This window comes from Dendrosporobacter sp. 1207_IL3150 (assembly GCF_036763085.1).
GTDB lineage: Bacteria > Bacillota > Negativicutes > DSM-1736 > Dendrosporobacteraceae > JBAIYU01.
The window spans coordinates 1-24,154 of sequence record NZ_JBAIYU010000002.1; the positions used below are offsets into that span (position 1 = coordinate 1).

32 protein-coding genes, 1 pseudogene and 1 riboswitch are annotated in these 24,154 nt (G+C 39.2%); of the genes and pseudogenes, 2 read left to right on the top strand and 31 right to left on the bottom strand.

What is annotated here, in order from left to right; genetic code table 11:
• Positions 1-93: 93 nt before the first annotated feature.
• The 11 genes from V6C17_RS00215 to V6C17_RS00265 form a co-directional block, all read right to left on the bottom strand.
• A complete protein-coding gene (locus V6C17_RS00215; protein ID WP_333520550.1) occupies positions 94-480 on the bottom strand; it encodes a hypothetical protein in 387 nt (128 codons plus the stop codon).
• A 20-nt stretch (positions 481-500) separates the two neighbouring features.
• Positions 501-1,031, bottom strand: a complete 531-nt coding sequence (locus V6C17_RS00220; protein ID WP_333520551.1) for a PilW family protein — start codon at positions 1,029-1,031, stop codon at positions 501-503.
• A gap of 16 nt (positions 1,032-1,047) precedes the next feature.
• Positions 1,048-1,458 (bottom strand): prepilin-type N-terminal cleavage/methylation domain-containing protein, encoded by a 411-nt coding sequence (locus V6C17_RS00225; protein WP_333520552.1) that lies wholly within the window; start codon positions 1,456-1,458, stop codon positions 1,048-1,050.
• A gap of 22 nt (positions 1,459-1,480) precedes the next feature.
• A complete protein-coding gene (locus tag V6C17_RS00230) occupies positions 1,481-1,930 on the bottom strand; it encodes a pilus assembly FimT family protein (RefSeq protein ID WP_333520553.1) in 450 nt (149 codons plus the stop codon).
• Positions 1,927-2,727, bottom strand: coding sequence for a prepilin peptidase (locus V6C17_RS00235; RefSeq protein WP_333520554.1), 801 nt, complete (start codon positions 2,725-2,727; stop codon positions 1,927-1,929). Before V6C17_RS00235 ends, V6C17_RS00230 begins: the two co-directional genes overlap by 4 nt.
• Positions 2,728-2,784: 57 nt before the next feature.
• Positions 2,785-3,186: a prepilin-type N-terminal cleavage/methylation domain-containing protein gene (locus V6C17_RS00240; protein ID WP_333520555.1), complete on the bottom strand. Its 402-nt coding sequence runs from the start codon at positions 3,184-3,186 to the stop codon at positions 2,785-2,787.
• 35 nt (positions 3,187-3,221) lie between these two features.
• Positions 3,222-4,439 (bottom strand): type II secretion system F family protein, encoded by a 1,218-nt coding sequence (locus V6C17_RS00245; RefSeq protein WP_333520556.1) that lies wholly within the window; start codon positions 4,437-4,439, stop codon positions 3,222-3,224.
• A 38-nt stretch (positions 4,440-4,477) separates the two neighbouring features.
• Positions 4,478-5,536 carry a type IV pilus twitching motility protein PilT gene (locus V6C17_RS00250; RefSeq protein ID WP_333520557.1) on the bottom strand — a complete coding sequence of 353 codons (1,059 nt, stop codon included), beginning with the start codon at positions 5,534-5,536 and terminating at the stop codon, positions 4,478-4,480.
• Between the two features lie 16 nt (positions 5,537-5,552).
• A complete protein-coding gene (locus V6C17_RS00255; RefSeq protein ID WP_333520558.1) occupies positions 5,553-7,229 on the bottom strand; it encodes a GspE/PulE family protein in 1,677 nt (558 codons plus the stop codon).
• Positions 7,230-7,284: 55 nt separating this feature from the next.
• Positions 7,285-7,370, bottom strand: a riboswitch (cyclic di-GMP riboswitch).
• 83 nt (positions 7,371-7,453) lie between these two features.
• On the bottom strand, positions 7,454-8,302 hold the full coding sequence (locus V6C17_RS00260; RefSeq protein WP_333520559.1) for a shikimate dehydrogenase: 849 nt from the start codon (positions 8,300-8,302) through the stop codon (positions 7,454-7,456).
• A gap of 198 nt (positions 8,303-8,500) precedes the next feature.
• Positions 8,501-8,767 (bottom strand): hypothetical protein, encoded by a 267-nt coding sequence (locus V6C17_RS00265; protein WP_333520560.1) that lies wholly within the window; start codon positions 8,765-8,767, stop codon positions 8,501-8,503.
• 166 nt (positions 8,768-8,933) lie between these two features.
• Here V6C17_RS00265 and V6C17_RS00270 point away from each other — a divergent pair, with 166 nt between their 5' ends.
• Positions 8,934-9,194, top strand: a complete 261-nt coding sequence (locus V6C17_RS00270) for a glutaredoxin family protein (RefSeq protein ID WP_333520561.1) — start codon at positions 8,934-8,936, stop codon at positions 9,192-9,194.
• A gap of 20 nt (positions 9,195-9,214) precedes the next feature.
• Here the strand turns inward: V6C17_RS00270 and V6C17_RS00275 are convergent, their stop codons facing one another.
• From V6C17_RS00275 to V6C17_RS00295, 5 genes are all read right to left on the bottom strand, one after another.
• Positions 9,215-9,778 (bottom strand): YqeG family HAD IIIA-type phosphatase, encoded by a 564-nt coding sequence (locus V6C17_RS00275; protein ID WP_333520613.1) that lies wholly within the window; start codon positions 9,776-9,778, stop codon positions 9,215-9,217.
• Positions 9,735-11,258 (bottom strand): YifB family Mg chelatase-like AAA ATPase, encoded by a 1,524-nt coding sequence (locus V6C17_RS00280; RefSeq protein WP_333520562.1) that lies wholly within the window; start codon positions 11,256-11,258, stop codon positions 9,735-9,737. The genes V6C17_RS00275 and V6C17_RS00280 overlap by 44 nt, the downstream gene beginning before the upstream one ends.
• A gap of 18 nt (positions 11,259-11,276) precedes the next feature.
• Complete coding sequence (locus V6C17_RS00285) at positions 11,277-11,834, bottom strand: UbiX family flavin prenyltransferase (RefSeq protein WP_333520563.1); 558 nt, start codon at positions 11,832-11,834, stop codon at positions 11,277-11,279.
• Between the two features lie 19 nt (positions 11,835-11,853).
• Complete coding sequence (locus V6C17_RS00290) at positions 11,854-12,216, bottom strand: YraN family protein (RefSeq protein WP_333520564.1); 363 nt, start codon at positions 12,214-12,216, stop codon at positions 11,854-11,856.
• Between the two features lie 312 nt (positions 12,217-12,528).
• Positions 12,529-12,708 (bottom strand): hypothetical protein, encoded by a 180-nt coding sequence (locus V6C17_RS00295; RefSeq protein WP_333520565.1) that lies wholly within the window; start codon positions 12,706-12,708, stop codon positions 12,529-12,531.
• A gap of 288 nt (positions 12,709-12,996) precedes the next feature.
• On the opposite strand from V6C17_RS00295, the gene V6C17_RS00300 reads away from it, so the two are divergent.
• Entirely contained in the window at positions 12,997-13,362 is a 366-nt protein-coding gene (locus V6C17_RS00300) for a CBO0543 family protein (RefSeq protein ID WP_333520566.1), read from the top strand.
• A gap of 705 nt (positions 13,363-14,067) precedes the next feature.
• Here the strand turns inward: V6C17_RS00300 and V6C17_RS15935 are convergent.
• The 15 genes and pseudogenes from V6C17_RS15935 to ffh all read right to left on the bottom strand — a co-directional run.
• Positions 14,068-14,151, bottom strand: a pseudogene (locus tag V6C17_RS15935) (hypothetical protein); the annotation flags it as partial.
• 67 nt (positions 14,152-14,218) lie between these two features.
• Entirely contained in the window at positions 14,219-15,280 is a 1,062-nt protein-coding gene (locus V6C17_RS00305; protein WP_333520567.1) for an HD-GYP domain-containing protein, read from the bottom strand.
• 9 nt (positions 15,281-15,289) lie between these two features.
• Entirely contained in the window at positions 15,290-15,577 is a 288-nt protein-coding gene (locus tag V6C17_RS00310; RefSeq protein ID WP_333520568.1) for an EscU/YscU/HrcU family type III secretion system export apparatus switch protein, read from the bottom strand.
• Complete coding sequence (locus V6C17_RS00315) at positions 15,574-17,010, bottom strand: hypothetical protein (protein WP_333520569.1); 1,437 nt, start codon at positions 17,008-17,010, stop codon at positions 15,574-15,576. The genes V6C17_RS00310 and V6C17_RS00315 overlap by 4 nt, the downstream gene beginning before the upstream one ends.
• Complete coding sequence (locus tag V6C17_RS00320; RefSeq protein WP_333520570.1) at positions 17,000-17,788, bottom strand: ribonuclease HII; 789 nt, start codon at positions 17,786-17,788, stop codon at positions 17,000-17,002. The genes V6C17_RS00315 and V6C17_RS00320 overlap by 11 nt, the downstream gene beginning before the upstream one ends.
• A gap of 200 nt (positions 17,789-17,988) precedes the next feature.
• On the bottom strand, positions 17,989-18,864 hold the full coding sequence (gene ylqF / locus V6C17_RS00325; protein ID WP_333520571.1) for a ribosome biogenesis GTPase YlqF: 876 nt from the start codon (positions 18,862-18,864) through the stop codon (positions 17,989-17,991).
• A gap of 43 nt (positions 18,865-18,907) precedes the next feature.
• Positions 18,908-19,435, bottom strand: a complete 528-nt coding sequence (gene lepB, locus V6C17_RS00330; RefSeq protein ID WP_333520572.1) for a signal peptidase I — start codon at positions 19,433-19,435, stop codon at positions 18,908-18,910.
• Positions 19,436-19,493: 58 nt separating this feature from the next.
• On the bottom strand, positions 19,494-19,835 hold the full coding sequence (gene rplS / locus V6C17_RS00335) for a 50S ribosomal protein L19 (RefSeq protein WP_127035180.1): 342 nt from the start codon (positions 19,833-19,835) through the stop codon (positions 19,494-19,496).
• A gap of 120 nt (positions 19,836-19,955) precedes the next feature.
• Positions 19,956-20,531, bottom strand: coding sequence for an RNA methyltransferase (locus V6C17_RS00340; protein WP_333520573.1), 576 nt, complete (start codon positions 20,529-20,531; stop codon positions 19,956-19,958).
• A 1-nt stretch (position 20,532) separates the two neighbouring features.
• Positions 20,533-21,279, bottom strand: a complete 747-nt coding sequence (gene trmD / locus V6C17_RS00345) for a tRNA (guanosine(37)-N1)-methyltransferase TrmD (RefSeq protein WP_333520574.1) — start codon at positions 21,277-21,279, stop codon at positions 20,533-20,535.
• Between the two features lie 3 nt (positions 21,280-21,282).
• Entirely contained in the window at positions 21,283-21,780 is a 498-nt protein-coding gene (gene rimM, locus V6C17_RS00350; RefSeq protein ID WP_333520575.1) for a ribosome maturation factor RimM, read from the bottom strand.
• Position 21,781: 1 nt separating this feature from the next.
• On the bottom strand, positions 21,782-22,189 hold the full coding sequence (locus V6C17_RS00355; RefSeq protein WP_333520576.1) for a YlqD family protein: 408 nt from the start codon (positions 22,187-22,189) through the stop codon (positions 21,782-21,784).
• A 59-nt stretch (positions 22,190-22,248) separates the two neighbouring features.
• Positions 22,249-22,476 (bottom strand): KH domain-containing protein, encoded by a 228-nt coding sequence (locus V6C17_RS00360; protein WP_333520577.1) that lies wholly within the window; start codon positions 22,474-22,476, stop codon positions 22,249-22,251.
• A gap of 5 nt (positions 22,477-22,481) precedes the next feature.
• The gene (rpsP, locus tag V6C17_RS00365; RefSeq protein WP_333520578.1) at positions 22,482-22,763 is read right to left on the bottom strand and encodes a 30S ribosomal protein S16; all 282 of its coding nucleotides are present in this window, start codon (positions 22,761-22,763) and stop codon (positions 22,482-22,484) included.
• A gap of 34 nt (positions 22,764-22,797) precedes the next feature.
• The gene (gene ffh / locus V6C17_RS00370) at positions 22,798-24,153 is read right to left on the bottom strand and encodes a signal recognition particle protein (protein WP_333520579.1); all 1,356 of its coding nucleotides are present in this window, start codon (positions 24,151-24,153) and stop codon (positions 22,798-22,800) included.
• Position 24,154 lies beyond the last annotated feature (1 nt).

Consider the following 24,154-nt stretch of genomic DNA (forward strand, 5'->3'; position numbering starts at 1 on the left):
CCCTTTAGGGGCTGACTGAAAAGGTTATGCGGTTGGTAGACTTTTTCAGAGAGTCTTGAGACTCAGCTAGTGTCATGCCCTTATAGGGCGTAATCAAGCCACCCGTTTTACGGGTGGGTACTGACTAACCGAACTAATTGCCGTTATTGTCCGGTCTACCCCCGAGCCAGTAACAATTACTTTATATGTGCCTGGAAATGTTCCACTATAAGGTATTAGCGTGTTTTTACTTGTAGCGCTTTGTATTGCAGTATTATTAACAAAGATCGGATCACTCTTGAGTTTGACTAAGGCGTGAACGACCGCTGCCTCAGCTAAGTACTGCGCCATAATACCATCACGGAATTCACAGGCTATCTCTAACTCTGTTGTAGTTAAGGACATTAAAGCAGTGCCCATAACACTAAGGAAAGCCAACGCAACGAGCGCCATCACACCTGCGGTACCTTGCTGGGTTAAACTCTTTTTAAGCCTATACATTAATATCACACCCATATAAGTTATGGATCTATAAATATGCTAGAGGCTGCAGTTTCAATAGTTATCTGCTGACCCGTTTGTAAATCTTCTGCCACGAGTTTGATTCCAATTGTCTTAGGCAATAAATTTTTACTAAGTGCAAGAACAGATATCTCTAGATTACTAATATGTATAGTAGTGTTTGTGCTTCCTCCAGTTACCGGCTGGCTGCTACGACGAAGTATGTACGGCGAATAGGCTGTATCTAGCTTATATGTTATTTTCTGATTCGGTGTCGCGTATTTATCAGTGACTATTTCGATCTGCTTGAAAGATAACACATTAATTGATTTCGCGAATTTTACATCGCGGACAATACTGTCAACAGCGTAACGAGCGGTCTGTTGAACGTCAGTGCGACTAGTACCATTACGCCAAGCAGCCATAGAAGTTGAGAGTACACCCGCAATGGCTGACAATAACATTGCAGTCAGCATTATTGCTGCAATAAGTTCAACTAACGTAGTCCCCTTCTGGCCTTTTAAACACTTAATTAATCTAAGTAAGTCCATTCCACTCAACTACCTTTTAAATGTGCTTAGAAAAAAACGTAGACAATTGAATAGCTTGGTTTTTATCTTCTGATTTCCATTCTACTCTAACTGTAACTTTGACTAAGTTATTATCTTCAGCAACAGAACCTGATTCAGTTTTTATATTGTAGGTAGTGTTGTTTAGTACTAAAGGAGGGACTTGAGATGAGTCCTGCCATGGAATATTTGAATCATTTGCATGGCTGTACCAATAGTTGGAGTCCTTATTTTTTAGTAATTCCAGTTGCTTTTGCGCCAGATTGGCAGCAACAGTATAGTGAGCAGCTTGGGTGTTAGCCTTAAATGACTGTATATTTAGTGCTGGAAAAGCGAGTAGAGCAACAGTGATAATAACAATAGCAACAATAACCTCTACCATTAGATAGCCCTGTTGTCTAAAAGTCATAAAACTTGTCCTCCGTTACAATTTATTCTATTCGTATACGGCCGACTGCATCAACTATCACTTTTTTATAGACACTACCGCTGCGTAGATTAATTGTAACAGGAGTAACGATATAGCCATTTGTACCAAAGGATATTTTATTATAAAATCCAACTACTTCAACAGTAGTTGGAAATATTTTCTTTTTAATTGTAACCGCGTTTTTAGTTATGTAATAACCATAAGGTGATGAAGTGTAAAAATATAATGATGCTATTGGATCAGAGGAAATACCTAATGAACTTGAACCTGCTGTAGCATTGACAGAGTTTTGCTGCAGCCAGCGTAAATCAGCCGCCAACTCGCGAGCAGCATTATCAAGCTCAATCAGCGCCATTGAGTGGTTTATCCTTGGCACTGCAATACCAGCCACTAAGCCTAATATTGCGATAACAATGAGTACTTCGATAGCGGTGAAACCTTTTTGTCTCACATAATCCACCTTATGTAAAGTTTTAGAATATCAATTCCATAAAGGTAACTTATGAATGCACCTGCGGCAATAAACGGCCCAAATGGAATATAGTCTTTTCTTCCTTTAAGCTTTAAGGCAAGTATAATTACGCCAAAGACGCCGCCTAGTATAAAGGAAATCAAAAGAGTCATAAGGGTAAACTTCCACCCCAACCAAAGACCTAAGGCTGCGGCGAATTTGATATCGCCTCCACCCATTCCCCCACGACTGGCAACAGCGATGAGCAAAAGCAAACCACCGCCTAATAGTGCGCCTAGAAGCATGTCAGGAATACTTGTGTAGCTGACAATAAAGCTAGTTTGTATATCAAATGAGCTTAAAATTTGGTTTATATTATTGAGAATAAGGTTTATAACAACACCAGCTCCTGCAAGCCATATAACGACCTTGTCAAGGATGAGCTGATGGTCGTAGTCAATAAAAGTGATTACGATCAAAAAGGATGTTAGGATTAGTGCTTTGGTTAGTTCTAGAGTTATATCTAGCTTTAGAAAACATACGCTAAACAGAATACCTGTTAATAATTCCACCAACGGATAGCGAATAGATATTTGCGTATTACAGTAACGGCATTTACCAAAAAGCATTAGCCAACTTGCAACAGGAATTAAATCAAATAGTTTCAGATTGCTTTTGCAACTATAACAATAGGAACTGGGAAAAACTACGGACTCTCCTTTTGGCAGTCGATAGATACATACATTCAGAAAACTACCAATTAGTAGACCTATTAAAATGGTATATGTAAAATTCATAATAAATCCTTTATATTTAGATCACCAAGGCGGCACTAGCCGCCTTGGAATTTTGTATTACTTTGTAAAAGTAGTCTCGCTCGAATATTGATAAGTTCCAGATGCTTTAGAGTAAGCAATTCTGCCATCGTTAACTACATAATGCCCGCCGTAGCCAGCAGGAACAGGTGGCAATGGATCAATTTGGTTAGTAAGTGCTGTTTTTGTTGCAGTAGTCGCTGTGCTATCAACGACAGTATCTTTAGTTAGAGCTGCGCTATTCACAAGGAACATCGCATAAGCACCCTCTAATGTTCTAAGGTCGGCTTGAATCTTAGCAGTTTTTGCACTATCCGATGCCGCAGTAAGCTTAGGTACTGCGATAGCTGCTAATATGCCAATAATTGCAATAACCACCATTAATTCTACCAGTGTAAAACCTTTTTGATTTTTCATTTTTTTTCTTAAATCATTCAACATAAATTCACCTCCCTTCATTTAAAAGTATACTTAAATTACATATGGACAGTTGTTATAACATCAAACATAGGCAATGCAACTGATATGACAATTGCCCCAATTATTACCCCAAGCACACCTATTAAGATCGGTTCCAATAAACTATTAAGTCTATTTACACTATCATCAACTTCACTCTCATAAAAATCGGCTATCTTATCTAACATTTTATCTAATTCACCAGTCTCTTCGCCAACCGCTACCATTTGAATAACTAACGGCGTAAAAATATTACTACTACCTAAGGGTGTTGATAATCCTAAGCCTTCACGAATACTTATTTGAGCTGTTGTCAAAGCATTCACAATCGGAATGCTATCAGTTGTCTTCTTTACTACTTCAAGGGCGGTGATAATAGGAACCCCTCCCCTTAGAAGAGTTCCAAATGTTCTGCTAAATCGTGCAATTGCAATCTTCTTAATTAATATTCCGAATACAGGTAATCTCAGTGATAGAGAATCAACATGTCCACGGTATTTAGGTATTTTATACAAATATACAAGTCCTAATATTATTGCGACAACTAACAATAAGAGAACTGGCCAATAATTTTGCATAAAGTTACTTAATAAGATTAATATTTTAGTAGGAAGAGGTAATTCAGTTTTCATACCCTCAAACATCTTCATAAAGGTCGGTAGTACAAATGTTAGGATAAATGCAACTGCCAACGCCGCCATAGTTAGTACTACTGCCGGATAAGTCATAGCTGACTTTACCTTTTCATTCATTTTATATTGTTTTTCATAGTGGGTAGCCAGACGAGCCAGTACTTCATCCAGCACACCACCTACTTCGCCTGCTTCAATCATGTTTATCATTAGATTAGGAAATATTTTAGGATGGTCTGACATGGCATGCGATAATGATTCACCCTCTTGAACTTTTTTCAAAACATCTTTGAAGGCATCTTTTAGTTTCGGATGATCGGTCTGCTCAATTATTGTATTTAACGCAGTTATGAGCGACATGCCTGCGTTTATCATCGTGGAGAACTGCCAGCAAACTACAGCTAAGTCTTTGAGTTTTACTGGTTTTAAATTATTAATTGACGCAATAAGTGATTTTTTTGATTTTTGTTCCTTTATTTGCGTTATAAAATATCCCTTTTCCCTAATGAAGGTGGCAACTGCAGCTTGGTTTTCTGCTACAATAGTGCCGGACAACAATTGCCCTGATCGATCCTTGGCCTTATAGGCAAATGTTTTTGCCACCATTACAACTCCATTCTACATTTATATATAAAGGTTAATTAGTAACTGCTGCATAGGCGGCTGAAACCGTCTTGATCCGTGGCTCTAGACAAGGCTTCTTCGTATGAAATCAAGCCGCCGCGGTACAGATTGCGCAGGGCATTATCCATAGACTGCATATTAAGCTTCCCGCCAGTCTGAATGGCTGAAATAATCTGGTGAGTCTTGCCTTCACGAATTAGATTTCTTATCGCAGGTGTTGCTACAAGTATTTCTAGAGCAGCTATTCGCCCTGACCCATCCGATCTTGGGAGAAGCTGCTGAGCTACAATACCCTGAAGAGTTAATGATAGCTGAATGCGGATTTGCTGCTGCTGATAGGGAGGAAAGACATCTATTATCCTGTCAATAGTTTGAGCAGCATCACCTGTATGCAACGTAGCGAAAACCAAGTGGCCTGTTTCAGCCGCTGTAATGGCTGTCGCAATCGTCTCGGGATCACGCATCTCACCAACCAAAATTACATCAGGATCTTCCCTGAGTGCTGCTCTCAATGCAGTTGAAAACGAGCTGGTATCGGCGTGCAGTTCACGCTGGTTAATTATCGAATTATTGTGTTTATGAAGATACTCTATCGGGTCTTCCAAAGTTATCACATGGCAGGACCTTGTTAAATTTATTAGGTTAATCATAGCTGCCAATGTTGTTGATTTACCGCTGCCTGTCGGGCCAGTAACAAGTACAAGTCCGCGAGGTTTAAGAGCCATGGTTTTAAGTACTTCTGGGTGTCCTAACTGTTCTAAAGTTGGAATCTTATCTGCAACCAATCGAATGACAATAGCAGTTGAACCGCGTTGCCGAAAAGCATTCACACGGAATCTGCTTAGGCCAGCAATTGCGTAAGAGAAATCCAACTCACCGGTCTGCGCAAATTTTGCTCGCTGCTCCTCTGTGGTTATTGCTTCTAGGGCAGCTAGCGTATCATTTGGCAGTAACCTTGGTGCCGCATTACTAAAAACTAAACTGCCATTAACTCTAAAAGCCGGCGGTACACCAACTGTTATATGTAAATCAGAAGCTTTTCGTAAAAATGCCTCATGTAATAAGTCGTTCATCATATAGCTGGTTCCTCCACTATATACCCGAATACGCTACCCTCATAACTTCTTCAATCGTTGTCAGTCCATCAAGAGCTTTGTCTATACCATCTTGCTTCATAGTGCGCATACCTTGTCTGCTGGCAGCAGCACCTAATTCATCACTAGATACTCTTTTATTAATAAGACCGCGAATTTCCGAATCAATAATCATTACTTCATGAATAGCCATTCGTCCACGATAGCCTGTATATCCGCAGCGCGCACAGCCTATACCCTTATGTAACAGTACTGGCTCATCTTTTTTGAGTCCGAGGAAAATTCCTTCAGGTGAGTCTGGGGTTTGCATATAGGGCTGCTTACAGTCAGGACAAATAGTCCTGACAAGTCGCTGAGCAACAACACCTAGAACAGATGATGCTACTAAGAATGGCTCAACATCCATATCTAGTAATCGCGAAATTGCTCCTGGCGCATCATTTGTATGCAGTGTGCTGAGAACCAAGTGACCCGTTAATGCAGCTCTTACGGCAATATCAGCCGTTTCATTGTCGCGAATCTCGCCGACCATTACAATGTTCGGATCTTGGCGCAAAATTGAGCGTAGGCCGTTGGCAAAAGTTAGTCCAGCTTTAAAGTTTACCTGCACTTGATTAATGCCGTCGAGTCGATACTCTACTGGGTCTTCAACAGTAATTATATTTTTTCCAGGCAAGTTAAGTCCGGTAAGTGTAGAGTAAAGTGTTGTTGTTTTACCCGAACCAGTTGGACCAGTAACTAATATCATACCGTATGACTGACTAACTAAGGTCTTAAACCTCTTTTGGTTATCTTCGGTAAAACCCAGTTTGTTAACATCTAAAATAATCGCTTTTTTATCTAGAATCCTCATTACCACTTTTTCACCTAGAATAGTTGGTAGTGTTGAAACGCGTAAATCTATTTCCCGACCTGCCTCTTGAAACTTAATGCGTCCGTCTTGTGGTACGCGCTTCTCGGCAATATCCATATCGCTTATAATCTTAATCCTAGAAACTATGGGTGGATGGGTGTGCGGAGGAAAGGATGCAGTCTCTCGCAGTACCCCATCAATACGATAGCGTATTCTAAGCGATGTCGCCTGTGGTTCAATATGTATATCACTAGCTCGTTCTTTAATTGCTTGGCTGATTAGTGAATTAACAACATTTATAACAGGAGCATCATTTGCGGTTTCAACTTCAGCAATGTCAGTTACATCATGGGCACTAATCTTACTTACAACCTTTTCTACAAGCTCCTGCACTCCATAGGATTCACTAATTGCCTGGACAATTTCCCGCTCTGAAGCTATAACTGGTTCAATATCACAGCCGCAAACCATGCGGACGTCATCAATTGCGTAAAAATTAGTTGGATCAACCATAGCTAAAACGAGCTTTTTGCCGACTTTTTTAACGGGAATAACTTGATATCGCTCTGCTAAAGCCTGGGGAATTGCTGAAGCTATTTCGCGGCTTATCTTAATATCCGAAAGCTGCATATGTGGAACTCCAAGCTGAAATTCCAAGGCTTCAATAATATTTTGTTCGGTAACGTAGCCAAGGTTTATTAAAACCTTCCCTAGCCGTTCATTAGTCTTCTTCTGCACAACGAGCGCTTTATCAAGCTGTTCTTGTGTCATAAAGTTAGCTTCAATTAATAAGTCACCTAATCGCTTACGGCTCTTAAGCAAAATTTCACCACCTAAAATTAAAAAAAGCAACCAAAACTAACTAAACACATACAAATGTTTAATTGGCCGGTTGCACTACTTGCTCCCCTCAGGCTTGAAGTGCCCACATTCGTCCTGAATATCATTGCTTCCAATAAATATTTATTTCTCACAATTGTTATTCGCGATTTATGGGGAACTTCCTGCTAATACAACAGTAAGTTATTATAAAATTTTACAAAGATTTACACTTTTTTACGTGCAAGTTCAGCATACATCACTTCCGTTGGTGCCTGAACCCCAGTCCATAGAGTAAAAGCCGCTGCCCCTTGTTCCACAAGCATACCCATTCCGTTTATGATAAGATGACCCTGCTGTTCAGCATGTAATAGAAAGTTAGTCTTTGTAGGTGTATATATTAAGTCACATACTGCAATTGGACGAGTTAAATTTGGCCAATCTACTTGTGGTTCGGCTTGGACATTTGGGTACATGCCGAGCGGAGTTGAGTTGATTAATATATCGCAGTTAGATATTATACTGTCAAACTTAGTCGATGGCCACTGATAGGCGCTAATATTAGCGAAAGGTGTAAAAACATTCATTAAGTCCTGTGCTTTTTCAACATTACGAACCCCAATTGAAACGGACGCTATACCTTGCTCAATTAACCCCCAAATTACGGCACGGGCAGCTCCGCCAGCTCCAAGTATAACTGCGTGCTTACCAGAAAGTGTAACCCCTCTTTTTAAAAGTGACTGAATAAAGCCGCAGGCATCAGTATTATGGCCATAAGCTTTATTGTCTCTAATAACAATGGTATTAACGGCTCCAACCATCTTGGCACTTTGGTCGAGCTCATCTAAGTATGACATTATAGTAACTTTATGCGGAATTGTCACATTGGCTCCGACAAAACTAAGTGCTTTTAGTCCATTGACAGCCTTTGAAAGTTGTTCAGGATGTACTGCCAGCGGAACATATGTATAATCAAGTCCTGCTGACTTAAATGCTGCATTTTGCATTTGCGGTGAGAATGAGTGCTCAACCGGCCAGCCAAGTATTCCAAGACATTTTGTTTTTCCTGTTACCATTCGCCCATACCCTTTCGTAATATCAGTTTCGTTATCTAATTCTTCTTCAATCTAAGGGAACTTCCTGCAAAGTTATGTAAATTTAATGGATATCTTTGTGCCGTTTTTTTTATTAATGAAATTTATGTATAAATAGTAACAGCCTGGAGTACGCTCCAGGCCGTTACTATTTATACTTTTTAGATGAAATAACCTACCTTAATCCCCAATTTTCATTTCGGGAATTTCTTTGCCAAATTCATCAACCAGCTTCCACTCTACTTCATCTGGTATCTGAAAAGCTTTAGGTAATTCTTGTCTTATTGTTCCAACTCCTAAAGAGCTTTCAATATCATAAAACTTATCTTTATCAATAGATAATTGCGTGTCGGTATATTCAGGATTTATTTGTCTTAATTCATCCATACCCAGAATTATAGCTAACTCCCAATACTTTCCTTGATTTCTACTTTCAATCACTACCATGATATCCCCCAATTTCTGAAGAACTAAACTGTCTTTTCCCTTATATTTTCAGCGTATTTCTTTTTCGTTATGCGTAATACGGACATATCTATTAGTAGTGACTGCATATAATATTAAGTGAAGTCGCGTTACAACCGTAATTAACTCAAAATTAATCGGAGGATATATGAAACCAATACTCATGTTTACAATGGGGTCGTGCCCGCATTGCCAGAGAGCGCTAGCTTGGATGGAGGAACTTAAAAAGGAAAATCCAAAATATCTTGGTTTAGATATCTCAATGATCGATGAGAATGTCCAGCCAAGTGTCGCTAGTAAGTATGATTATTATTATGTGCCTACCTATTTTATTGATGACATAAAAGTTCATGAAGGTGTACCTACTAAAGGTATTATACGGAAAATATTCGAAACAGCTATTGAATAATAGCTGTTTCTTTAGTACGTTTATTTAATAATCCCTTTGAACTTCAATAAACGAACAGTCAATTTCTCTAATTTCCGAGTAATCTTGGTCCCGATAAATTCATTTGTACTAAGCGGTGCTACCCAGATTGTAAATAGACCGAGTCTGTTGCCCCCGAGAACATCTGTAAATAGCTGATCTCCTATAACGGCTATTTCAGACGGTTTGAGTTTTAGTTGGGCGATTGCCCGGCGAAATCCAGTTTTAGCTGGCTTATAAGCTTTGGGGACATAAGGAACACCTAATAGCTCGGCAATATTTTTAACCCTGTGAGTCATATTATTGGATAATAAGCAAATCCGATAATCTTGCTCAAGTAAACTGCCTATCCACGAAATTATTTCTGGCTGCATACTAGGACTATCCCAAGCAATAATTGTGTTATCCAAATCAAAAATAACACCCTTTATACCTTTTTTCTTTAATAGTTCTAATTCGATATCATGCAGCGATTTAGCAATACAATTAGGCTTTAATAAATGATACAGAAAACCACCCCCGTTAGTGTAAATTGCAATTATTACTACGTAATTGTATTGCTTCAGCTATATGGATATCCGTAATTTTTTCAGACTGTGTTAAATCGGCGATGGTGCGACCAACCTTGATTATCCTGTCATAGCTTCGGGCACTTAAGTTCATTTTGGTGTATGCCTGTTTCAAAAGATATTGCGCTTCGGCGGTAAGTGGGCATGTCGATTTAAGGTTCTTATGCCCCATCTGGGCATTGCAAAAAAGGCCGAATTTCGCTAAGCGGTTACGCTGTCTAAGTCTAGCTTCTTCAACCCTTTCACGGATTGCTGCAGAACTTTCCACTGGTTTGTCGCATGATAAATCACTGTAATCTAAGCGTGGCACATGCATATGTATATCAATACGATCTAATAGCGGGCCTGATATTTTTTTCGTATATCGTCGAATATCATTAGGTGAGCAACTGCATTGATTGCTGCTATCAGTCAAAAAACCGCATGGACAGGGATTCATCGACGCTATTAGCATTAGCTTAGCAGGAAAAGACAGTGAAGCGTTAACCCGTGATATAGTTACTTGTCCATCTTCAAGTGGCTGACGCAGTACTTCTAAAGCTCCCTTAGAAAATTCAGGCAGTTCATCTAAAAATAATACTCCATTATGACTTAAGGTAACTTCACCTGGCCGGGGAATTCTTCCCCCGCCTATCATACCAGCATCTGAAATTGTATGATGCGGACTTCGAAACGGTCGGTTTTTAACAAGTCCGGCATTATTAGTCAAAAGACCAGCGATACTGTATATTTTAGTTATTTCTAAAGCTTCCTGATTAGACATTGTCGGTAATATGGAATTAATTCTTCTAGCAAGCATGGTTTTCCCTGAGCCTGGTGGTCCCACCATTAGTACATTGTGCCCGCCAGCAGCTGCTATTTCTAACGCGCGTTTGGCTGCAAACTGTCCTTGAACATCAGCAAAATCCGCTTCATCGTTCGCTCTATTCTCCTCGTAAGAAACCTTCGCTAAAGGTGAAAGATCCTGTTCACCCTTAAGAAACAGAACTACCTCTAATAATGAAGATGGTGCAAAAACTGTTAAACCTTCCACTAAAAGCGCCTCATGAACGTTATCAGGAGCTACGAAAACTGTGGTCATATTTTGGTGTAATGAGTTAATAGCCATCGGTAAGAGCCCAGTAATTCCTCGAAGTTTACCTTCTAGCGATAACTCACTTATAAAGATATATTTTTTAACAATTTCTGCATCTAATTGTCCGCTGGCTGCTAAAATTCCAATTGCTATCGGTAAATCAAGACCCGAGCTATCTTTTTTCATATCTGCTGGTGCAAGGTTTATAGTAATTCTCCTAGTTGGGAATTCTAGGCCAGCGTTTTTAATAGCAGCCCTAACTCTTTCACGAGATTCCCTAACGGCAGTATCAGGCAAACCGACAATATCTAGTGCCGGTATTCCATTAGTAATATCTACTTCAACATTAATTAAAACACCATTAAGCCCTAGTGTGGTTGACCCATAGGTTTGCGCAAACACGTCGTCACCCCTAGATTACTAATTTCCCTGCCAGCGTTCAAAAAGAGTATGTTCTATCTTAAGCATGTCGCAAATTTTTCCGACCATCATATCAACTATTGACTCCAAATTTTGGGGACGATGATAAAAACCTGGACTAGCAGGAATAATTTTAACTCCGATCCGTGCCAGTTTAAGCATGTTTTCTAAATGAATTGCGTTCAGCGGCGTTTCTCGTGGAACTAACAATAGCGGTCGACCTTCTTTCAACATTACGTCGGCTGCTCTAGTCAACAAACTATCCGCAATACCATTTGCTATGCCACCAAGGGTCCTCATCGAACAGGGGACAATAACCATCGCATCTGTCCTAAATGAACCGCTTGCTATCGACGCTCCGATATTATTCACATCATGTAAATAATCAACTTTCATTTTTAACATCTCTTTATTTATAACGCACTCATATTCCAGTACCTGCCATCCGCTTTCTGATACAACAGCATGAATTTCACATCCGGCAGCTTTTAGTACCTCAATTAATCTAATTCCATAAATAGAGCCGCTTGCTCCAGTTATTCCAATAACTATACGCATAACTACGCTAAATACTCCTTTACTCGCCAAAAGCGTGAATAATATGATTTATACAAGGTTTTTCTTTTAAATTCGTGATGATAATTTCTAATATATCAAACCGGCAGGGACTATCGTATGCTCCCGAATGGTTAAGATACCATTGTGCAGTCTTAATTATTTTCCGTTGTTTACGATAATTCACCGATTCGCAGGGCAGTCCGTAAGCATTATTTCTACGAGTTTTCACCTCTACAAATACAATAACGCCACCGTCGCCTGCAATGATGTCGATCTCACCTGTCTTTGTTCGATATTTATGTACTAATACAGTGTATCCTTTAGTCTCAAGATAACTAATAGCCGCCTTTTCACCTAGTTCACCAAGAGCTATATGGTTCAAAGCTAACACCTCAACTTACATTATTCCCTAAAAATAGGTAACATCCTGCTTTGTAAATGTCAGCTATCTAATAAAATATAACAAAAAACAACGGCTTACGCTAATATATTTAGCGTTAAGCCTTATAATCTATTGCGATTAATCTATCTACAGTATAAGCAACCAAAGAACGTGAAATACCTTATATTAGACCTCTTTGTATATAAGTCGACCTTACGCAGCGCGTCGAATGCTTACGGGGCAAACGTAACTTGTATAAAAAAAGAGCCTTGCGGCTCTTTTGCTTTTCTAGATTCATCTTGTTTAAAGCTATTATTGATGTAATTGTTTTATAATATCTTCTCTGCCCATTTTTTTAAGAACATTTTTAGCTTCATTTATATTATTACCGAGAGTTACTGATTGAATAGACCCGACTTGCATTAAAGAGAATTCTTCATTATAAGAAATTTTCTCTTTCATATCACTACTCATCCATATGGTTAATGACATTTTATACCTCCTTGAGCTATCTTATTTAAAATTCATTAATTACATCATCAGTATGTGGTGCAATTAAAACTACACCTTAATTTAGGATTCACAATTTTAGTATGTTTATGCAAAGCTATAAAAGAGCTTTCAAACTTATCTGAGTTCTTTCAGCAGATCAAAAAATTATAAGGATTTGTTTTCTTCTCATCACACATTTATTTGAGTTGTTTCTTATTCGAAGTAAATAAATTTAGAATCCATATAAATAATAGTTTAAAGTATTGTTAGTTTAAGGCGGTGAATCAGTTGGACTTGTTTTTTATGATTACATTCTTTATTTCGTGGATAATATGGTTTATTCTTGCAGACAAATCACGTTGGAGAGAAATTCTACCAGTCTGTGTTCTTGCTTCAGGTTTGGGTATGCTTACCGATGACCTAACTGAACACGCAATAATGTATTGGGAATATTTTGGAGAAGAACCCAAATGGGTCGTACAAATAGCAGATGATCTAGGTATATACGTTGTAGTTACATATTTATTCATTCAATGGCTCCAAAAAGAAAAAACATTACCAAACATGCTACCATATTGGTTTATCTGGACTGGACTCTCAATAACAATTGAATATATTCATATAGCAACAGGCCATATGACGCATCAATATTGATGGAATTATTTCTACTCATATCTATCTAATTGGATTCTATTTTGGATATTTTATAAATTTCATGCGTCATTTAATTTTAGTAAGCTAAATAATAGAGCTTACTGACCACTACCCCTTTAAATTAAATTTCTATGTGTGATGCTAGAATGTTTTACATTTTAATAATAAAACCATTTTCATTCGTTAAGCAGATTTACTTAATTTTATCGAATCTAAGAATTAATAAATCACATTCTTACTTCCCCTACATATTATGTAATAAGCGAATCTTACCAACCACACAAGAACAACTACCCTTTTCCACGAATGGCTGATCTATATAGATCAGCCATTCTATTTTATCTAGAAAGTATAGTGTTATATATAGAATTAATACCAGCTTTTATTGAGATATGCTCAAAGAGGTGTCGTAATGTGAGAAGGGTTCTTTAATGCTATTCGTCGGTCTCTTCATTCAGCCCTTAATAAATTCGGCTTTTATCATGATTTTATACGCATTGGCATGTCCATTGATTATCGTTATCTTAAGACTTCAGTACAGAGGCGCTTCTACTTGATGTTAGAAAAAATAGTAGATTGTGATCCACCTGGGAAATTAAATGAGAAATCGTAAAAATCTAGTCGGTGAATTTTTCGTAGGAACAAAAAAAGCCTGAGACTAAAAAGCCTCAGGCATAAATTACCGTTAAATATAAGTTATGTTGATTAACTGTACGGACAGGGATTCATAGAAGCTATCAGCATTAGCTTAGCAGTAAAAGACAGTGATACGTTAACCCATGCTATAGTTACTTGTCCATCATGAGCGGCTTACGCTGATGCATTTCTAGCGTTAAGCCGTTTATTCAATTGCGATTTATCTTTCTACAGTATCGGCAATATATAAACTAGTGTTCTTAGACAAATCAATTTCCGAAAAATCAGTTACAGGCACTTTATTCTCGTCTAACAAAATCCTTAGCACAGGTTTTGTTTTAGACTCGCGCGATACATCAACAACTACACCTATTTGCTTATTACTTAACCGTACTACTGACCCAATAGGATAAACCGCTATATTATCCGTAAAAACCTGAACTAATTCATTGTTAAAGCAAGTGCCTGATGCTTTTTTAATAAGCGCAATAGCTTCATATACCGACGTAGCCCGTCGGTAGCAAGATCCTGACACTAAAGCGTCGTATACATCTGCTATACCAACAATCTGCGCATATCGGTTAATCTCATCCCCTTTACAGCCCTTCGGGTAACCTGATCCATTAATACGTTCATGATGCTGCATAACACATTGAGCCGAAAGCGAACTAATCTTAGGATTTTTGTCGAGTATGTTGAACCCTATAAGAGGATGTTCTTTTATCTCATCTTCTTCCTGCTGGCTAAATCGACCGTTTTTTGCTAATAGTTCAGGTGATACTCCTAGTTTTCCAATATCGTGAAGCAATGCTCCTACACCTAACTCATTCAAGCATTCTTTATCATAACCAATACTTATGCCAGCCATTATTGATAAAACACATACATTAACAGAATGGCTATATAAATAGTCATCGACTGTTCTCATATCAATGAAATTTACCATTCCTTTATTTTTGGACAACTCAGAAACAAGAAGGTCAACTGTTTTTCGAATCTGATTAAGATCAATATTCTGCCCTAGTCTGACTTTTTCAAATAACTCTTTCACACTAGCGACAGCATTGACACGAGTTTTCTCATTTATAACATCCGGAACATCGATATCAAACGCCGAGTCTTCTTCGATATAAACGTATGTTACTTTTAATTTCTTAAGTTGATAAGTAATGCCCGCATTCATTTGTGTTCCGGCATTAAAAAGCACTGTGCCATCTGAGCTGTATAGCGGCTTTGCCAGCTTCATTCTTGAAGATATGTTATCCAAGAGAATTCGACGCATGCTAACCTCCTATTTGGGGAGTTTTCCTAACCGCTGATCAATCCGGTATACATGAGCCAAAACTTCTGCTATTGCTTGATATAGCTCAGGAGGAATTTCGCGATCTAAGTCAATAGCCATTAATACTCCTGTTAGAGTCTTATTGTGATACACAGGGACTGTATTTTTTTGCGCCAAAGCCAAAATTTGTTCAGCTACGTAACCGGAGCCTTTCGCTACAACTCTAGGAGCAGTATCTTTTTCTTGATTATAATTCAGGGCGACTGCTTGTTTTGGTTTTTCATGATTAACACTCATTTTTCACCTATTGAACCAATACTAATATCCGTCAATATTATAGGGGTAGTTTCGATCGCATTACGTAGTTCTGGGACAAGCTCACTGAAAAGCGGCGCTGCTTTGGGTTCAGTGAAACCAAGTTTTAGACTAAGATTATTATCCTTGTAAAGCCTAAACATCAAATCAACTATTCCCATATTTTCGGTGTCTAAGCAGATTCTTACCCATGTTTCGCGTTTTTGTTCCTGCAAACCGCCATGGTTTTCTTCACTCTGCTGAAAGACATGGATAAAGGCCGGATATGCTTGGCCATTATCGCCTAAATAAATTGGCGTGGTAAAAGCCATTATACGATGACTTTCGGCGCTTTCGCTATTTTGAATTTGCGGCGACTTAAATGATTGAGCAAGTTCACCTAACAGCTTGGTGGCACTATTCATCGTCTTTTGATCTAAACCACTTAGTTCACTTACATCACTTAACTGATTTAGTACCCATAACTGCTGTAGTTCGGGCATATTATATTTTTCAGCGGCTTGCCTTATTGTGTTCGGAGTACTATGAACACAAGCTTTGATAATATTCTGTAAGCTTTCTAAGTCCTTTTTTGAGTAACTGGCTAGTACATCTTCTTTAAGAAATCCCCTCAGCACAGACATATCATTTTTACTAATCTGAGGTTTACTATTTTCCATAATAAATTGAGCAAGAGCCTTTACCATTTGGGTTAGGAGTTTCAAATCAGCTTGTATTTTCTCGGATTTGGCATTTGCTAGGCTGCCACTCGTTAGATTACCATTATATAATTGTCCTTGTTTAAGGTTGTCATTACTTTTGGCAAAGCTTTCAATCAGTTGCTTAAAGCTGTCATTCGGCGTTACATCATCACCACGGACTACTGTCCCAAATATCTTTTTGATAAATGAAGCAGTTTGTTCCTGAGTTGTAGTATCCGACAATTTACTGATAAGTAAGTACAACCGGTTGTTGGTAAGGCGCTCTCCTCCGTTTTCATCTGGCTCGGATGGAAAGCTATTCTGTAAAAGTATATCAAGCGAATTGGGTAATTTAGAAGTTTTAGCTACATTTGCGCCTAGAAATTGAAGGGTTTTTGTTAGGGAAGTTAACTGCTCAACAGTGAAGTTCTGAGTTTTGATTAAATTAGATAGACCTTGGCTAAACAGCGTATCCTTCGGCTGAGTTTGCTTCAGTATCTGTTCAGCTTGATTTTTTATAGGCTGTGGCAGAGCTTGAAGCAATTCATTTCTCTTCATCATTGTTTTTGACAATTGCTCTAGCATCATATTAATGGATTCATCAATTGCCAGTTGAGTATGTACTGCCTTCCCGGGAGTGCCGATACTCTGCTGACCATCAATGTCTACACTTGAATTTTTCATGTCACGAAGGTGATTTGCCACAGATCCGGCGATTCCAAGATCAACCTTCATTACTATCCCCCCACGATTTTATGGGTTCAAAACTTTTTCTATGTATTGTGCACGGTCCTAGGCTGTTTATTGCTTTTATATGCTCTGCCGTTCCGTAGCCCTTATGTTTAGCAAAACCATAGCCAGGAAACTCATTATCGTAGTTTTCCATAATAGCATCCCGCTCAACTTTAGCAATAATCGAAGCTGCAGCTATTGAGGCAGACAGTGCATCACCATTAATTAATGATAAGGACGGAATTTTTATTTCAGTCAGTGGCACTGCATCAATCAATACAGCTTCTGGCTGAGGAGTAAGCGAGGCTATTGCTTCGTACATTCCTTTAACGGTAGCTTGATATATATTTAGCTCGTCGATTTGAGTCGCGTCAACTACGATATGAGTTGTTGTAATGGCATTCTTTTTAATGTCTTGGTACAATTTTAGTCTCTGTATAGCTGAAAGCTTTTTTGAATCGTTCAAATAAGGCAAATGGTATCCGATTGGCAATATAGCTGCTCCGATTACAACAGGTCCTGCTAGCGGACCTCGGCCAGCTTCGTCAACTCCTGCAATCAATTTAATGCCTTTATCATATAGCTGCTGTTCGTGAAAAAACATCTTGCGCAGACGTTCTTTTTCAATCTCGAGCTCTAATTGGCGCTGCTGCCATTTCTGCAGTAAACGAATAACAGAAACCCGTGAATCGTCTTTAAGAGAAGTAATTGCGCTTTCGGGAACATTATCTTGGGCTAGAAGAGACGACACTTGTGCTACAGTTAAATGGCTTTTATGCAAAATAATCACTCCGAAATAATAAAACATTCTATTTCTTGTATATTCTTGATAAGTCAGAAAAACCCTGTCAGCGTTCTTTATAAAGTTGACACACAGTTGTCAACTTTAATTTCATCATTATTCGACGACTATAGAGACCTCCCTTAATTTCCAAATAAAAAAAGAATAGCGTGTTACGCTATTCTTTGAAGTTAAAATATTTACTTTATATCATCTAATGTAAATCGGCCAAGTTTGCCTGCGCGAAATTCATTTAAGATTATTCGCCGCACTTTTTCTTCGTCAACAATTCCTCCGCTGCGCAGGCAGCCGCGCTTAGCACCAATAACTTTAAGTAGTTCAGCGCTGTCTTGGGGCAATGGAGGTGTAAGCTTATAGCGCTCTATTAATCTTTCACTGTAGTTTTCCTGAAGAAAAGTTAAAAACTTTGCCATTACTTTTTCCATGTCATATACTTCATCATTAATGGCCCCCGTTACCGCAAGCTTGAAGCCAACTTCGGGGTCCTCGAATTTTGGCCATAAAACGCCTGGAGTATCGAGGAGCTCTAAATTCTTGCCAATTTTAATCCACTGCTTCCCCCTAGTTACGCCAGGTTTATCAGCAGTACGGACTGTTGCAGTGCCTAATAGTCGGTTAATAAGCGAAGATTTCCCGACATTCGGAATACCTAATATCATTGCACGAACTGCCCGCGGATTTATCCCTTTGGCAATAAGGCTGTTGATCTTGGTACTGGCAAGCTGCTCTACTCTGCTTACTAAGGTTTTTGCCCCTTTTCCGGTCATCGAATCTAGCGCAACTACCTGTAAGCCTCTGCTGCGAAATTCAGCTATCCATCGTTCAGTCCAGTCAGGTTCGGCTAAATCTGCTTTATTTAGCGCCACTACTCTTGGCTTATTTTCAATAATATCATTGATTACTGGATTAGCACTGCTGATAGGTAGCCTAGCGTCAACAAGCTCAATAACCACATCGACCAGTTTTAGGTTTTCGCGAATCATTCGCTGGGCCTTTGCCATGTGTCCAGGGAACCAATTTATGTTCATTTGAGGTGTTTCGTTAGTTTCGTTCATCAATATCACTCTCTGCGAAAAGTTTATCTTATATAGTATTCAACTATGGCAGCGACTTTATGTGGTCTAATGGCCAAAACACCAGAACTGCTTTTCCTTTAATAAGTTCAAGCGGGACAAAACCTACATCCTTAAACCGACTGTCTTCTGAGTTATTACGATTATCTCCCATTACGAAGACAGTGCCCTCAGGTACAGTTGAAAGAGGGTATGAGCCGCGAGTTTTCTCAAGAATATAAGGCTCATTTAAAAGCTGACCATTTACAAATACTCGCCCTTCTTTAAGCTCAATAGTATCGCCAGCCACAGCAATTACACGCTTAATAAAATCTCTGCTGGGGTCGCGGGGATAACGAAATACTAATACTTCGCCTTTCTCCGGAGTTTTAAAACGGTAGATAAATTTATTTACAACCAATCTTTCACTGTTTACCAGTGTAGGTCTCATTGACGGTCCTTCGACCATATATAGTTCAACAATAAAATATCGAATGAAAAAGGCTAAAACCACTGCTATAAGTATCGATACTACCCAGTCTTTTATTTCTTCACCCAGACTTGTATTGCTCACTTTGTTTTCCCCCTGATTGAAATGAATAATAGGGACTGCATTACAGTCCCTATCAATACTAGCGTTTTTCTCTGATACGAGCAGCTTTACCAGTAAGGTTGCGCAAGTAGTACAATTTAGCACGACGTACGATACCTCTGCGAGCTACTTCGATTTTTTCGATACGAGGAGAATGTACAGGGAATGTACGCTCTACACCAACATTATAAGAAACACGTCTTACAGTGAAAGTCTCACGTACTCCGCCGCTTTGGCGGTTGATTACAACACCTTCGAAAACCTGGATACGCTCACGGTTACCCTCGACAACCTTTACGTGAACACGTACTGTGTCCCCTGGTTTGAATGAAGGAATATCCTTGCGAAGTTGTTCTTGTTCAAGAGCTTGAATAATGTTCATTTATTATTTCCTCCTTATTTAGACGTTCATGCCGGATAAAGCAGAGGACCATCTACGTTACACGAAAAACATTATACCATATCATTAAAGGAAACTCAAGAAATATATGGACAAATAACGTTATTCGTTAATCCACCACTTTTCTCCCAGAAGTCTATCTAAAATAATAGCTACTGCTGCTCGTACAGGTAGATGATTATAGTCACCCGGCCCATATATAGGTTCTAGAATATAATCAAACTTTTCCATAACTTCTTTTTGAATACCCCAACCTGTGCCAAACAACAGTAAACATGGTCTATTTTCATTTTCAATGTTATGACGGAGCTGCTGATAAGAAACAGTGTTTGAATACTTTCTGGCGTCTGTTGTAACAATAAATGGTTCTGTTCCTTCTATTTCTTTAATCCTGTTGACGGCAGTTTCGATGCTTTCAGACAGTTCTATAATACTAAAAGCCTCTCGCCGATCAGGATTATAACTTCCACCATATCCTTCCTGCCAGTAAGTTAGCACTTCCTTTGCTAACGCGGCCTGGCTTTCAAGCGGATGGATAATAAAATACTTTCGTATGTCATATGTGCGCGCCGTACGCGCAATATCATGGATATCAAAATTCGTTAACGCTGTCGTAACTACTTCATCGTTTTTATTATAAATTGGGTAGTGCACCAAACCTATATAAATAGGAAACATACTATCCTCCGGCAAGCTGAGCGATAATTTCATCTAAGAGTTTTTTATCATCAGTACTAAGTTCTACCTTATCCAGTAAATCTGGACGTCGCACTAGCGTGTTTTGAAGTGATTGTTTACGGCGCCATCGCTCAATTTTAGCGTGATCACCTGAAAGCAGTATTTCCGGGACTTCGTATCCAGCGTATTCGCGCGGCCTTGTATATTGAGGATATTCCAACAGACCATTATAGAAGGAATCATGCTTAGCCGAGTCGTTAGAACCAAGCACACCTGGCAGCATCCGCGCAACCGAATCGACAATGACCATTGCCGGAAGTTCGCCGCCTGTAAGGACATAATCTCCAATCGATATGGCCTCATCTGCAAGGAATTGTCCTACTCTGGCATCAATACCCTCATAATGTCCGCATATAAATACCAGCTGCTCATACTCGGCAAGTTGTTTGCATTTTTGCTGATCGAAGCGGCTGCCTCCGGGGCACATAAGAATTACACGGCGTTTTTCAATATTAGCTTCAGAAACAATACTTTCGACAGCGCGAAAAAACGGCTCTGGCTTCATGACCATGCCTGAACCTCCGCCAAAGGGATAATCATCAACAATACGATGTTTATCATAAGTAAAATCCCGGGGATTTACAACGTTGATATCGAGCAGATTATTTTCCCTGGCTCTTTTAATTATGCTGTGACCAAATGGCCCAGCAAACATTTCAGGAAATAATGTAACAATATCAATTCTCATAAACTACTCCCATTCTTCCTGGAGTTTTACAGTCATTTGACCGCCTTCAATATCAATATTTGTTACTACTTTCTTTAATGCAGGAATAAGCACTTGACGTTTATCTTCCTGCTCGGCCACATATACATCATTGCTGCCTGTTTTCAGTACTTCAGTAATTTTTCCGATATATTGCCCTGCATCATCATATACCTTTAGGCCAATAATTTCAAATGTGTAATATTCACCCTTAGGCAATTTTACAGCATCTTTTTTGGCTATTTTAAGTAGTTTACCCCGCAGATGTTCTATATCATTCCTATCATTTAATCCAGAAAACTTAATAGTTATGCCTTGATTATGAGTTTTAGCATACTCGATATCCAATGTAGAACCATCATCTAAAAAAACGCTCTTTAACTTACTAAACCGCTCAGGAAAATCAGTTAAAGGAATAACACGAACTTCACCCCGCACACCGTGCGGGGCTACAATTTTGCCTACAACAAGAAGTTGTTCCATATTAATTGCGAAACGCCAATACTTTGCCGTCTTCCAGCAAAATCTCGGTGTTCATAAGCTTAGGCAGATCGTCGCCGATTTTCACTTCAACGATTCTTTCTAAAGTGCCTTGAACAATTTCCGAGCCTAATTCTAGTTGAGCGGTTTCTTTAAGCTTGTCTAGCAGATGATTTTTAAATTCAATCCGCTTTTGCTTTTCAGCATCTACTTGCTGACGAATAGCAATCAAGCCTTGAGCGTCTTGCTTAGCTTGTTCAGCCATTATGCGCTTAGCATGAAATTCTATTTGTTGCAGTTCGAGATCGGCCTTTTTGATGTTTTCCTGAATCTCGGCAGCTAAATGTTGCTTTAATTCCTCTGTAACTTTAGCTTTGATAGTTACTGGACACTTTAAAGTAATGCTTTCCATGTCAGGCCCACCTTTTTTTATAGCATAAATAGCCAGCAAGCTGGCTATTATGCATTTATTTAGATAATTTCTACAGTCACCTTTTTGCTTTCGCGGGTGGCAGCAGCCTTTACAACAGTACGTAGTGCTTTTGCTATACGGCCTTGTTTACCAATTATTTTGCCCATATCATCAGGAGCTACTCGTAATTCGTAAACAGTTGTATTATTATCAGCTGCTTCTGTAACACTGACTTGTTCAGGATTTTGTACTAATGCCTTGGCGATAACTTCCACTAATTGTTTCATAGTTATTACGCCTCTTTCTTAGTGCGTTTCATTTCATCCCATTTTTTCATGATACCAGCTTTGCTAAACAAAGCCTTAACAGTATCAGTAGGTTGAGCACCTTTTTTCAGCCAGTCGATAGCTTTATCTTCATCAATCTTCACAACAGCTGGTTCAGTTGTTGAATCATAATGTCCTAAGTTTTCGATAAAACGGCCATCACGTGGAGAACGGGAATCAGCTACAACTACACGATAGAATGGGTTCTTTTTAGCTCCCATACGTTTTAAACGGATTTTAACTGCCACAGAAATCACCTCCTTCATAGAATATCAGTAAAATTTATTTCATAAAGGGCAGTTTAAAGCCGCCGAAGCCCTTCTTTTTACCGCCTTTTTGCATTTCTTGCATCTTTTTCATCATTTTTTTTGCTTCAACAAATTGTTTCAGCAGCTTGTTAACATCTTGAACTCTAGTCCCGCTGCCCGTTGCGATGCGTTTGCGGCGACTGCCGTTAATAATATTAATATCACGGCGTTCTTTCTTAGTCATAGAGCGAATTATCGCTTCAATATGTTTCAGCTCTTTTTCATCAAAATCGACACCACTGAGCTGTTTTTTGAGATTCCCCATACCAGGCAGCATCCCCAGTATCTGGTCTAAGCTGCCAAGCTTACGTACTTGCTGCATCTGCTCAAGGAAATCATCTAAGGTAAAGTCCTCTTTGCGAAGCTTTTTCTCCATTTCCTTGGCTTGTTCAATGTCAATTGTGGATTGGGCTTTTTCTATTAAACTAAGCACATCACCCATTCCAAGTATACGCGATGCCATTCGATCTGGATGAAACGGCTCTAAAGCATCTAGTTTTTCGCCCATACCAGCAAACTTAATAGGGCAGCCCGTAACAGCTTTAACCGATAACGCTGCACCACCACGAGCATCACCATCAAGCTTAGTTAATATGACCCCATCTACTCCAAGCTCATTGTTAAAAGTCTCAGCAACGTTTACCGCATCTTGACCAGTCATGGCATCAACTACGAGTAGAATCTCATGTGGCTTCACTGTCTGCTTAATAGATTTTAACTCCTGCATGAGCTCTTCATTTATGTGCAAGCGGCCTGCAGTATCTATAATAACAATATCTCTAGCATGAGAGTTAGCATATTCAATCGCCTGATCGGCAATTTTCACAGGGCTTACATCTGAACCCATCGTAAACACAGGCAAATCAAGCTGTTCGCCAAGTACTTGGAGCTGCTTAATTGCCGCCGGACGGTATATATCGCCAGCAACTAACAAGGGACGTTTGTTCTGCTTTTTTAGTAGCAGCGCCAGTTTACCCGCAGTAGTAGTTTTACCTGCGCCCTGCAAGCCAACCAGCATTACTACAGTTGGCGGACGAGATGAAATGGTAATCCTACTTTGAGTACCACCCATAAGGGCAGTCAACTCATCGTTTACTATTTTTATAACATGCTGAGCAGGTGTCAAGCTTTGCATGACTTCCTGACCAACAGCTCGTTCTTTTACTTTAGTAATAAAATCCTTAACAACCTTAAAGTTAACATCGGCTTCCAGTAAAGCCATTCGCACTTCGCGCATTGCATCATTTACATCAGACTCTGATAACTTGCCGCGACCGCGCAGCTTTTTAAATGTCTGCTGCAGTCTATCTGCTAAACCTTCAAAAACCATG

What these genes read in the sequence shown, in the direction of transcription:
- V6C17_RS00295 (WP_333520565.1), bottom strand. Translation starts at nt 12,708, where the DNA reads ATGTCATTAACCATATGGATGAGTAGTGATATGAAAGAGAAAATTTCT.
- V6C17_RS00260 (WP_333520559.1), bottom strand. Translation starts at nt 8,302, where the DNA reads ATGGTAACAGGAAAAACAAAATGTCTTGGAATACTTGGCTGGCCGGTT.
- V6C17_RS00305 (WP_333520567.1), bottom strand. Translation starts at nt 15,280, where the DNA reads ATGCGTCGAATTCTCTTGGATAACATATCTTCAAGAATGAAGCTGGCA.
- V6C17_RS00235 (WP_333520554.1), bottom strand. Translation starts at nt 2,727, where the DNA reads ATGAATTTTACATATACCATTTTAATAGGTCTACTAATTGGTAGTTTT.
- V6C17_RS00220 (WP_333520551.1), bottom strand. Translation starts at nt 1,031, where the DNA reads ATGGACTTACTTAGATTAATTAAGTGTTTAAAAGGCCAGAAGGGGACT.
- V6C17_RS00285 (WP_333520563.1), bottom strand. Translation starts at nt 11,834, where the DNA reads ATGCGTATAGTTATTGGAATAACTGGAGCAAGCGGCTCTATTTATGGA.
- rimM (WP_333520575.1), bottom strand. Translation starts at nt 21,780, where the DNA reads ATGGAACAACTTCTTGTTGTAGGCAAAATTGTAGCCCCGCACGGTGTG.
- V6C17_RS00340 (WP_333520573.1), bottom strand. Translation starts at nt 20,531, where the DNA reads ATGTTTCCTATTTATATAGGTTTGGTGCACTACCCAATTTATAATAAA.
- V6C17_RS00250 (WP_333520557.1), bottom strand. Translation starts at nt 5,536, where the DNA reads ATGATGAACGACTTATTACATGAGGCATTTTTACGAAAAGCTTCTGAT.
- ylqF (WP_333520571.1), bottom strand. Translation starts at nt 18,864, where the DNA reads ATGAACGAAACTAACGAAACACCTCAAATGAACATAAATTGGTTCCCT.
- trmD (WP_333520574.1), bottom strand. Translation starts at nt 21,279, where the DNA reads ATGAGAATTGATATTGTTACATTATTTCCTGAAATGTTTGCTGGGCCA.
- V6C17_RS00225 (WP_333520552.1), bottom strand. Translation starts at nt 1,458, where the DNA reads ATGACTTTTAGACAACAGGGCTATCTAATGGTAGAGGTTATTGTTGCT.
- V6C17_RS00215 (WP_333520550.1), bottom strand. Translation starts at nt 480, where the DNA reads ATGTATAGGCTTAAAAAGAGTTTAACCCAGCAAGGTACCGCAGGTGTG.
- V6C17_RS00315 (WP_333520569.1), bottom strand. Translation starts at nt 17,010, where the DNA reads ATGAAGGTTGATCTTGGAATCGCCGGATCTGTGGCAAATCACCTTCGT.
- V6C17_RS00270 (WP_333520561.1), top strand. Translation starts at nt 8,934, where the DNA reads ATGAAACCAATACTCATGTTTACAATGGGGTCGTGCCCGCATTGCCAG.
- rplS (WP_127035180.1), bottom strand. Translation starts at nt 19,835, where the DNA reads ATGAACATTATTCAAGCTCTTGAACAAGAACAACTTCGCAAGGATATT.
- V6C17_RS00265 (WP_333520560.1), bottom strand. Translation starts at nt 8,767, where the DNA reads ATGGTAGTGATTGAAAGTAGAAATCAAGGAAAGTATTGGGAGTTAGCT.
- ffh (WP_333520579.1), bottom strand. Translation starts at nt 24,153, where the DNA reads ATGGTTTTTGAAGGTTTAGCAGATAGACTGCAGCAGACATTTAAAAAG.
- V6C17_RS00240 (WP_333520555.1), bottom strand. Translation starts at nt 3,186, where the DNA reads ATGTTGAATGATTTAAGAAAAAAAATGAAAAATCAAAAAGGTTTTACA.
- V6C17_RS00310 (WP_333520568.1), bottom strand. Translation starts at nt 15,577, where the DNA reads ATGAGTGTTAATCATGAAAAACCAAAACAAGCAGTCGCCCTGAATTAT.
- V6C17_RS00360 (WP_333520577.1), bottom strand. Translation starts at nt 22,476, where the DNA reads ATGAAACAATTAGTGGAAGTTATCGCCAAGGCATTAGTACAAAATCCT.
- V6C17_RS00355 (WP_333520576.1), bottom strand. Translation starts at nt 22,189, where the DNA reads ATGGAAAGCATTACTTTAAAGTGTCCAGTAACTATCAAAGCTAAAGTT.